At 43.4% G+C, this 9875-nt stretch carries 7 protein-coding genes; 6 read left to right on the top strand and 1 reads right to left on the bottom strand.

What is annotated here, in order from left to right; translation table 11 throughout:
* The first annotated feature begins 135 nt into the window (after positions 1-135).
* Positions 136-447, top strand: a complete 312-nt coding sequence (gene groES, locus B4U84_RS03280) for a co-chaperone GroES (protein WP_016863380.1) — start codon at positions 136-138, stop codon at positions 445-447.
* A 104-nt stretch (positions 448-551) separates the two neighbouring features.
* Entirely contained in the window at positions 552-2189 is a 1638-nt protein-coding gene (gene groL, locus B4U84_RS03275) for a chaperonin GroEL (protein ID WP_131115533.1), read from the top strand.
* Positions 2190-2520: 331 nt separating this feature from the next.
* On the opposite strand, the gene gnd is transcribed toward groL, so the two are convergent.
* Positions 2521-3951 carry an NADP-dependent phosphogluconate dehydrogenase gene (gnd, locus tag B4U84_RS03270; protein WP_017311909.1) on the bottom strand — a complete coding sequence of 477 codons (1431 nt, stop codon included), beginning with the start codon at positions 3949-3951 and terminating at the stop codon, positions 2521-2523.
* 362 nt (positions 3952-4313) lie between these two features.
* On the opposite strand from gnd, the gene B4U84_RS03265 reads away from it, so the two are divergent.
* The 4 genes from B4U84_RS03265 (at position 4314) to B4U84_RS03250 (ending at position 9801) form a co-directional block, all read left to right on the top strand.
* Entirely contained in the window at positions 4314-5078 is a 765-nt protein-coding gene (locus B4U84_RS03265; RefSeq protein ID WP_017311908.1) for a Ycf66 family protein, read from the top strand.
* Between the two features lie 1270 nt (positions 5079-6348).
* A complete protein-coding gene (ileS, locus tag B4U84_RS03260) occupies positions 6349-9225 on the top strand; it encodes an isoleucine--tRNA ligase (RefSeq protein WP_131115531.1) in 2877 nt (958 codons plus the stop codon).
* Between the two features lie 94 nt (positions 9226-9319).
* Positions 9320-9577, top strand: coding sequence for a UPF0175 family protein (locus tag B4U84_RS03255; protein ID WP_131115529.1), 258 nt, complete (start codon positions 9320-9322; stop codon positions 9575-9577).
* A gap of 14 nt (positions 9578-9591) precedes the next feature.
* Positions 9592-9801: a PIN domain-containing protein gene (locus B4U84_RS03250; protein ID WP_017311902.1), complete on the top strand. Its 210-nt coding sequence runs from the start codon at positions 9592-9594 to the stop codon at positions 9799-9801.
* Positions 9802-9875 lie beyond the last annotated feature (74 nt).

Raw genomic sequence — 9875 nt, 5'->3', positions numbered from 1 at the left:
ATTCCCGATTCCCGATTCCCGATCCCCATTCCCAAAAGTTCGGGAACCCGTACAACCCAAAATATTGCCATTGCATACAGTCGTTCGCTAAATTAGCACTCAGGAGTTGAGAGTGCTAACTCTGGAGAAATTTGTATGGCAGCTGTATCTCTAAGCGTTTCTACTGTAAAACCTTTAGGCGATCGCGTATTTGTAAAAGTGAGCGCCTCTGAAGAAAAAACCGCTGGTGGTTTGTATTTACCCGACACCGCCAAAGAAAAGCCCCAAGTTGGCGAAGTTGTTGCGGTTGGTGACGGCAAAATTAAAGATGATGGTTCTCGTCAAGCATTGGATGTGAAAGTAGGGGATAAAGTTCTCTACTCCAAATATGCTGGTACCGATATCAAGCTAGGAACCGACGAATACGTACTACTTTCTGAAAAAGACATTTTAGCGATTGTTTCTTAGTGATTGGTCATTAGTCATTGATCATTGGTTGATTACAAATGACAAAAGACAAATGACAAATAACGAATGACAAATAACGAATGACAAAGGACTACTAGGAAATTATGGCAAAGCGCATTATCTACAACGAAAACGCTCGTCGCGCCCTAGAAAGGGGTATGGATATCCTGGCTGAGGCTGTGGCTGTCACCCTCGGTCCCAAAGGCCGTAACGTAGTACTAGAGAAAAAATTTGGCGCACCCCAAATCATCAATGACGGTGTGACCATTGCGAAAGAAATTGAATTAGAAGACCACGTAGAGAACACTGGCGTTTCTTTGATTCGCCAAGCTGCTTCTAAAACCAACGATGCTGCTGGTGATGGAACCACCACTGCTACCGTTTTGGCTCACGCAATGGTTAAGGAAGGCTTGCGTAACGTTGCAGCTGGTGCAAACGCCATTCTGTTGAAGCGCGGTATTGATAAAGCTATCAACTTCTTGGTAGAAAAAATTAAAGAACACGCTCGTCCTGTTGAAGATTCTAAGGCGATCGCTCAAGTTGGTGCAATCTCTGCTGGTAACGACGAAGAAGTCGGTCAGATGATTGCCGAAGCTATGGACAAAGTCGGTAAGGAAGGCGTAATTTCCCTAGAAGAAGGGAAATCTATGACCACCGAATTGGAAATCACTGAAGGGATGCGCTTTGACAAAGGCTATATCTCTCCCTATTTTGCCACCGATCCTGAGCGGATGGAAGCCATTTTCGATGAGCCTTTCTTGTTGCTCACCGACAAGAAAATTGCTTTGGTACAAGACCTCGTACCTGTACTTGAACAAGTAGCTCGTGCTGGTCGTCCTTTGATCATTATCGCCGAAGATATCGAAAAAGAAGCTTTGGCAACCTTGGTTGTTAACCGCCTGCGTGGTGTACTCAACGTAGCTGCTGTGAAAGCTCCTGGTTTTGGCGATCGCCGCAAAGCTATGCTGGAAGATATTGCCATTCTTACCGGTGGTCAGTTGATTACCGAAGATGCTGGTCTGAAGTTGGAAAACACCAAGTTAGATGCTCTGGGTAAAGCTCGCCGCATCACCATCACCAAAGACAACACCACCATCGTTGCTGAAGGTAACGAGCAAGCTGTAAAAGCTCGTTGCGAACAGATTCGTCGTCAAATGGACGAAACCGAATCTTCCTACGACAAAGAAAAATTGCAAGAGCGTTTAGCTAAGTTGTCTGGTGGTGTAGCAGTCGTGAAAGTTGGTGCTGCTACCGAAACCGAAATGAAAGACAAAAAACTGCGCTTAGAAGACGCTATCAACGCTACCAAAGCTGCGGTAGAAGAAGGTATCGTTCCTGGTGGTGGTACAACTCTAGCTCACCTCAGCCCTCAGTTAGAAGAGTGGGCAAATGGTAATCTCAAAGATGAAGAGTTGACTGGTGCGCTGATTGTTGCTCGCGCTTTGGCTGCTCCTCTGAAGAGAATTGCGGAAAACGCTGGTCAGAATGGCGCTGTCATTGCTGAACGGGTGAAAGAAAAAGAATTCAACGTTGGCTTTAACGCAGCTACCAATGAGTTCGTTGACCTGTTGGCTGCTGGTATCGTTGACCCTGCAAAAGTTACCCGTTCTGCACTCCAGAACGCAGCTTCCATCGCTGGTATGGTGTTGACAACTGAGTGTATCGTTGTTGACAAGCCTGAGCCTAAAGATAATGCACCTGCTGGTGCTGGCGCTGGTATGGGCGGCGACTTCGATTATTAAGATTCTGTAGTTATCTAATATTAAAAAACAGCTGTTTCCCTTGTGGATGCGGCTGTTTTTTTATTGGATTTATAAGGAATATAAATCAATACGCTTGGTGATAAGCCCAAAATTCTTTGTACCAGACGCGAAATTTCGCGTCTGGCCAGATCAATTTTCGGTACTAAAAATCCTTAACACCAACCGTATTGGAATATAAATACATTGTGATTTCAAAAAAGTAGAGACGCGATATATCGCGTCTCTACAACCCCAAAAATCTGACGAAAAATCCTATTCCTTGCAGTATTGGGGCCACTTTTATCTTCCCAGCTTATAACTTGAAGAAGATTTAATGGGATACTTCAGTAATTGGAACCCATTCAGTATGGAAAGTACCTGGTTTGTCAATGCGCTCGTAGGTATGTGCGCCGAAGTAGTCGCGTTGAGCTTGAGTGAGGTTTTGGGGTAAGCGATCGCGACGATAGCTATCAAAGTAATCTAAAGATGCACTAAATGCTGGTACGGGAATTCCCAATTTAGCAGCAGTTGCTAATACTTCCCGCCAAGCAGCCTGTCTATCGAGAATTGTTTGCTTAAATTCTGGCGCTAACAACAGGTTAGGTAATGCTGGATCTTCGTTAAAGGCCTTCTTAATCTTGTTTAGGAATCCAGCACGAATAATACAGCCACCTTTCCAAATTCGCGCCAATTCACTCAGCTTCAAATTCCAATTGTATGTTTGTGAAGCTTTGGATAGCAACGCCATCCCTTGAGCGTAAGAACAGATTTTTGAGCAATACAGGGCATCACGCACCATGTTGATAAAATCTTTGGTGGCGCCGTTATATTTGCCAGAAGGGCCTGTAAGTACTTTGGATGCTGCTACACGCTCTTGCTTGTATGAAGAAATAATCCGAGCGTTTACAGCTGCGGTGATTGTTGGTATGGAAACTCCCAACTCCAACGCTGTCTGCACAGTCCAGCGTCCAGTACCCTTTTGTCCGGCCGAGTCCACAATTAATTCGACCAAAGGCAAATTCGTATCTGGGTCGATGTAGGGGAAAATGTTGGAGGTGATCTCTATCAAAAACGAATTGAGTTCGTCGGTGGTGTTCCACTCTGTAAATACTTCGTGGAGTTGATTGTGATCCAATCCACCAGCATTTTTCAGCAAATCGTAGGCTTCAGCAATTAGCTGCATATCGCCATACTCAATGCCGTTGTGTACCATTTTCACGTAGTGACCAGAACCACCAGGGCCGATATAGGTAACACAAGGACCATCATCAACTTGAGCGGCAATTTTATTGAAAATCGGCGATAGATACTGATAAGAGCTTTCAGTACCACCTGGCATTAAAGAAGGGCCATTGAGCGCCCCTTCCTCACCACCACTCACACCCATACCAATGTACCGGAATCCAGCAGGTTCCAGTTCTTGAGTACGTCTGTCAGTATCTTCAAACCAAGAGTTACCGCCGTCAATAATAATGTCGCCTTCATCAAGCAAAGGTTTGAGCTGGGCAATCACTGCATCCACAGGTTTACCAGCCTGTACCATGATAAGGATTCTTCTGGGACGTTCTAGAGAAGCGACAAACTCTTCCAGGGTAAAAGCAGCTTTAGCGTTTCTGCCCTGGGCACGCTCCGCCATGAACTTATCAGTTTTTTCTCGTGAGCGGTTGTAAACGGCAATAGGGAAGCCATTACGCTCAACATTGAGAGCGATGTTTTCCCCCATGACGGCCAAGCCAATCACACCAAAGCTTTGTAGTGTCATAGATTTTTTGGCTAACTCTTCGTGATCTTTTATCTTTAAGGGTAGTCCGAGATTTTCGCTTCTCCCCTAAAGAAGACATTAAAAGTTCAGCGACAGAGTAGAAATGCACAACTTACACAGATAATTAATTTTAATTTGTATCGAAATCAACACTTCTCTTGCAAAATTAGTTAATGGTCAAGTGTCATTGGTCATTAGAGACGCGATGATACTCTTACCTTGAAGCCGCTCTTACGAGCGTCTACGCGTCTGTACAATGGTCATTGGTCAAAGATTAATAACCGATCCCCGATCCCTGATCCCCGATCCCCGATCCCTGATCCCCGATCCCCGATAATGACGTAGTTAAGGAGAAACACGAAATGCTGGCAAATGTCCTAGCACTGACAGTCGGTCTTGGTAGTATAGCCATTTACTTAGCGGCTTTCTTTTTCCCAGAAATTCACCGTAAAAATGATTTTATTTGGAGTGGTGTAGGACTGTTTTACGCGTTGATGTTATGGGTGTTTGCACCACGTATTACCGGAGGTCTTTTACTAGGTCATATTGCTAGTGTGGCGCTTTTAGTTTGGTTTGGTTGGCAAACACTTTCATTACGTCGTCAGTTAGCACCTTCTGCACAACAAACTCCTGTACCTAGTACGGAAGCGGTACAAAATACTATTCAAGAACAGGTTACTAAATTGTCGCTTCCCCAACGCTTAGGGCAGATACAGAGTAGTATTGGTGGAATTTTCTCTGGTGCAAAGAACCGTGTGCAAGAGACTGTGAGCAAAAAGACACCAGAAACTCCTCAACCGACAGAAAACTCAATGGTTGAAATTGTTGATCATCGTACTACTACAGATGAACCAACACCAGAAGCAAGCACAACTTTAGAACAACCTACAGATACGTCCGTTACTACTGACACTGAAGTCACAACAGAGACTGTAGCAGAAGCAATTCCACCCCATCCCCCATCACCTGAGTTGGTAGAAGCTGCAAAAGAAGCTGCTGTAAAAGCAGAAGAAACAGCAGAAAAATTAGAAAATATTCCTGTGGAAGAAATTGCTCCTGATGCCGAACTTGCGCCACCAGCAGAAGCACCACCTGAGCAAATACCGCCGAGCGATCGCACTAGTTAAATATGATATAAATACTCAGAAAGCTGGAGGCATAAAGTTTTCAGCTTTCTCTTTTTTAGATCGCAAACGGGAAAAACTTATGTCACTTAATTAAATGTATCTATTTATTTGAATCACGAGTATTTGCTTGATCGCCGTTCATAATTTTCTCGATTGATTCTTTGTGCTGACATGTATCATAAAGTGGGCAATTACAGGTTTTCGATTTCGATGATGACTTTGAGCGTGGCGTAATGAGCAACACGAAACCAATGATTAGCGCGACCACGATAACTGATTCCATAATCGCAACAAGTAGTATGTTAAGTGGATTATTTTCTAGTGTAGCGAAAAAAATACCTAAGAATAATTACTATGAAATTCGTAATACTCAATATTGGTGAGTCAAGTTAAATAAATCATTTTTATATAGTAAATATACGCATAATATAAATTTAGATGTAAGTCGAATCGAATACTCTTGCGATCGCAACTAGTAGTCCGCCACAGCAACTTTGCTGGGTAAACCAATTTTAGACTCACCTTCTTTTCCTCTTCTCTTGGCGCACTACCTTACGGTAGACACGTAGTGGCTTGGTGCAGGTAGCCGCTTGCGCGTCTAAGGCGCCTTGGCGGTAGCCTACGGCAAGCCGCTGTCGCGTCTACATTCCTTTACCTAGCATACTTTGTGTGGCGGACTACTAGTACTCTGTCAACCTAACTTTGAGGGGTAAAAGAACGAACCGCAGAGGAAGCAGCGAAAAGTTTGAGCGCCGGCTTCCGGCGATCAAAGCTTTTCAAGAGAGAGAACGCAGAGGAAGAGGAGGAGAGGATAAGATGAGAAATTGGTTTACCGATCAAAGTTGACTTGTCAGACCACTAGTGATTTGTGTCATTATTTCTGAGGGGTCTGGGTCTGTCAATATCAAAGATGTTCTCAAATCAACTGTATAGACGGCTGCATTCGTAATGTAGGTCGATACAATCGTAATGTAGGTCGATACATTCGTAATGTGGGTCGATACATTCGTAATGTGGGTCGATACATTCGTAATGTGGGTCGATACAATCGTAATGTAAGTCGATACATTCGTAATGTGGGTCAAATTTTAATTTCGGGCTAGGTGCAATATATTAAGTACGCAAATACTATTGTTAGAATGTCGTACTGTATCAACAACAAAGACAAATAATGCTTACTCTTATAAAATCAATTCGACATTAGCCGTTCTGGGCATGGGGATTCTATAATTATTGGAACATCATTTGCTGCTAATTCAGGCATGAAACTGTGACAGAAACTGGAAGTTATAAAGATACTGTAAACCTACCCAAAACTAAATTTGATATGCGGGCAAACGCTGGCAAGCGTGAACCCGAAATTCAAAAATTTTGGGAAGAAAATAAAGTCTACGATCGCTTATCCCAAAATAATCCCGGCGAATTATTTATACTGCATGATGGGCCTCCCTATGCAAACGGCTCTCTGCATATTGGTCATGCTTTAAATAAAATTCTCAAAGATATTATTAATCGCTACCAACTGTTACGTGGTCGTAAAGTTCGTTATGTGCCTGGTTGGGACTGTCACGGTTTGCCAATTGAGTTAAAAGTTTTACAAAATATGAAAGCCGCCGAACGGCAAAACTTGACTCCTTTACAACTACGACAAAAAGCTAAAGAATTTGCTCTCAATGCTGTCAATGAACAGCGCAATAGCTTTAAACGCTATGGAGTTTGGGGTGATTGGGAACATCCTTATTTAACTTTGACACCAGAATATGAAGCCGCACAAATCGGTGTATTCGGACAGATGGTGTTAAAAGGTTACATTTATCGTGGTTTGAAGCCAGTACACTGGAGTCCCAGTTCTAAAACAGCTTTGGCAGAAGCAGAGTTAGAATATCCAGAAGGTCATACTTCCCGCAGTATCTACGTCGCTTTTGAGGTGACGAGTTTATCGGCAGCAAGCAAATCGAAATTAACAGAATTTCTACCAGACTTAGCTGTAGCAATTTGGACAACTACACCTTGGACAATTCCTGCTAACTTAGCTGTGGCATTGAATCCAGAACTTAACTACGCAGTTGTAGAAGTTACCGCACCACAGGAAAAAACCGGGTTTAAATATTTAATAGTTGCTGTGGATTTGGTAGAACGCCTATCTGCCACACTGGAAACTCAGTTAACAGTAAAAACCACAGTTAAAGGGAAAGATTTAGAACATTCTACTTACCGTCATTCTTTATATGACCGTGAAAGCCCAATTGTGATTGGTGGCGATTATGTAACCACTGAGTCTGGTACTGGCTTAGTCCACACTGCGCCGGGTCACGGTCAAGAAGACTACATTGTCGGTCAGCGTTATGGTCTACCTGTCTTAGCGCCAGTTGATGATAATGGTAATTTTACTGATGAAGCAGGACAGTTTGCTGGGTTGAATGTGCTTGGTGATGGAAACCAGGCGGTAATTGATGCTTTGAGCGCTGCTGGTTCTTTGTTGAAAGAGGAACCCTACCTGCATAAGTATCCTTACGACTGGCGAACCAAGAAACCAACTATTTTCCGCGCCACAGAACAGTGGTTTGCTTCAGTAGAAGGATTCCGCGAAGAAGCACTCAAAGCGATCGCTTCTGCAAAATGGATTCCTGCTCAAGGTGAAAATAGAATCACACCGATGGTTGCAGACCGTTCTGACTGGTGTATCTCCCGTCAGCGCAGTTGGGGTGTACCAATTCCAGTATTTTACGACGAAGCCAACGGTGAGCCATTGCTGAATGAGGAAACCATCGCCCACGTACAAGCAATTATTGCTGAAAAAGGTTCCGATGCTTGGTGGGAATTATCAGTTGAGGAATTATTACCAGAACCATATCGCAATAACGGCCGCACCTACCGTAAAGGTACAGATACGATGGATGTGTGGTTTGATTCTGGCTCATCTTGGGCAGCTGTACTCAAGCAACGTCCAGAATTACGGTATCCTGCGGATGTATATTTAGAAGGTTCAGACCAGCATCGGGGTTGGTTTCAGTCGAGTTTGCTCACCAGTGTCGCGGTTAACAACTGTGCGCCATACAAAACTGTGTTGACTCATGGCTTTACCCTCGACGAACAGGGGCGAAAAATGAGTAAGTCTCTGGGAAATGTCGTTGACCCAAATATGGTGATTGAGGGAGGTAAAGACCAGAAAAAAGACCCTGCTTATGGTGCTGATGTTTTGCGATTGTGGGTGTCATCGGTAGATTACACTTCTGATCAGCGCCTGGGTAGCAATATCATTAAACAACTGGTTGATATCCGTAACAAAATTCGTAATACTGCGAAAAATTTACTGGGTAATTTACATGATTTTGACCCAGAAACAGATGCTGTACCCTATGAGCAATTACCGCAGCTAGATAAATACATGCTGCACCGGATGACAGAAGTTTTCCAAGAAGTCACAGAAGCTTTTGATAGCTTCCAATTCTTCCGGTTTTTCCAAACAGTACAAAACTTCTGCGTGGTGGATTTATCCAACTTTTATATGGATATCGCCAAAGATAGGTTGTACATCAGTAATGCTAATGCTTTGCGCCGTCGCAGTTGTCAGACAGTGTATTGGTATGCACTGGAAAATTTAGCTAGAGCGATCGCACCCGTATTATCTCACTTAGCTGAGGATATCTGGCAATATCTTCCCTACAATACTCCTTACAAATCAGTATTTGAATCTGGTTGGGTAGATTTGCAGCAAAACTGGCATAATTCAGAACTAGCAGCTTTTTGGCAACAATTGCGTGATATTCGTCTTGATGTCAATAAAGTTTTAGAACAAGCTAGGGTGGAAAAAATGATTGGTTCCTCCCTGGAAGCGAAAATTTTGCTCTACATCACTGATGCACAATTATTAAGTGCTGTCAAATCACTAGAAGCTGGTAACAGCAACGGTGTAGACGAACTCCGCTACTTGTTCATTACCTCCCAAGTGGAATTAGTGGATACACCAGAAAAACTGCAAGGTTCAAAATACAACTTGCAGGCTGATAAGTGGAGAATTGGTGTACTAGAAGCAGAAGGGGAAAAATGCGATCGCTGCTGGAATTACTCTACTCATGTGGGAGAAAATGCAGAGCATCCGTTAATTTGTGAGCGGTGTGTTGCTGCGTTAGCGGGAGAGTTTTAAGGGAAAATCCCTCTTTGCACACCCATTTTCAAGCTAGGTTGATTATGAGACTTCTTGGACTACCCTAGAAGTATGACTGATGAGAAACCCTGCTATGAGCGTTGTCATCTCCGACGAAATCCTACAAGCATCTGGACTAACTTCAAGCGAGTTCCGCCAAGAAGTCGCATTACACCTGTTTCAGACAGGCCGTTTAACGTTAGGATATGCTAGCCAACTAGCCCAGATGCAACCCAATGCTTTTCGTCAACTTCTCAAACAACGCCATATCCCCCTCTATTCCTATGATGTTGAAGACTTTGAACTGGACTTAAAAAACCTACGGGAGTTGAGGCGATCGCTCTTGCTCTAGAACTCAATGCTGATTTGCTGTTAATCGATGAGCGTCGTGGTAGAGCAGAAGCTGACCGCTTGGGTTTGAGAATTATTGGGCTATTGGGTATTTTAGTTGAGGCTAAACGCCAAAATTTAATTGTTGCTGTCAAACCTTTGATGGATGCTCTGATTGCTACATCAGAGTTTAGACTATCTCCAGCTCTGTATAATCAGATTTTAGAAATGGTAGATGAAGCGTAAAAATTGATCAAAAAATTTATATCCTATTTCTTTTTACGGTGATCTGTACCCAGAACTACTTACTATTGGCTAAT

The organism is Westiellopsis prolifica IICB1 (assembly GCF_004323185.1).
In the GTDB taxonomy this organism is placed as follows: Bacteria; Cyanobacteriota; Cyanobacteriia; order Cyanobacteriales; family Nostocaceae; genus Pelatocladus; species Pelatocladus prolificus_A.
The sequence above is the reverse complement of the archived record's forward strand: the minus strand, read 5'-3'. Positions and strand labels throughout refer to the sequence as shown.

Excerpts from the sequence above, each read along its gene's own strand:
- groL (WP_131115533.1), top strand. The coding sequence starts at position 552 with ATGGCAAAGCGCATTATCTACAACGAAAACGCTCGTCGCGCCCTAGAA.
- gnd (WP_017311909.1), bottom strand. The coding sequence starts at position 3,951 with ATGACACTACAAAGCTTTGGTGTGATTGGCTTGGCCGTCATGGGGGAA.
- B4U84_RS03255 (WP_131115529.1), top strand. The coding sequence starts at position 9,320 with ATGAGCGTTGTCATCTCCGACGAAATCCTACAAGCATCTGGACTAACT.
- B4U84_RS03265 (WP_017311908.1), top strand. The coding sequence starts at position 4,314 with ATGCTGGCAAATGTCCTAGCACTGACAGTCGGTCTTGGTAGTATAGCC.
- groES (WP_016863380.1), top strand. The coding sequence starts at position 136 with ATGGCAGCTGTATCTCTAAGCGTTTCTACTGTAAAACCTTTAGGCGAT.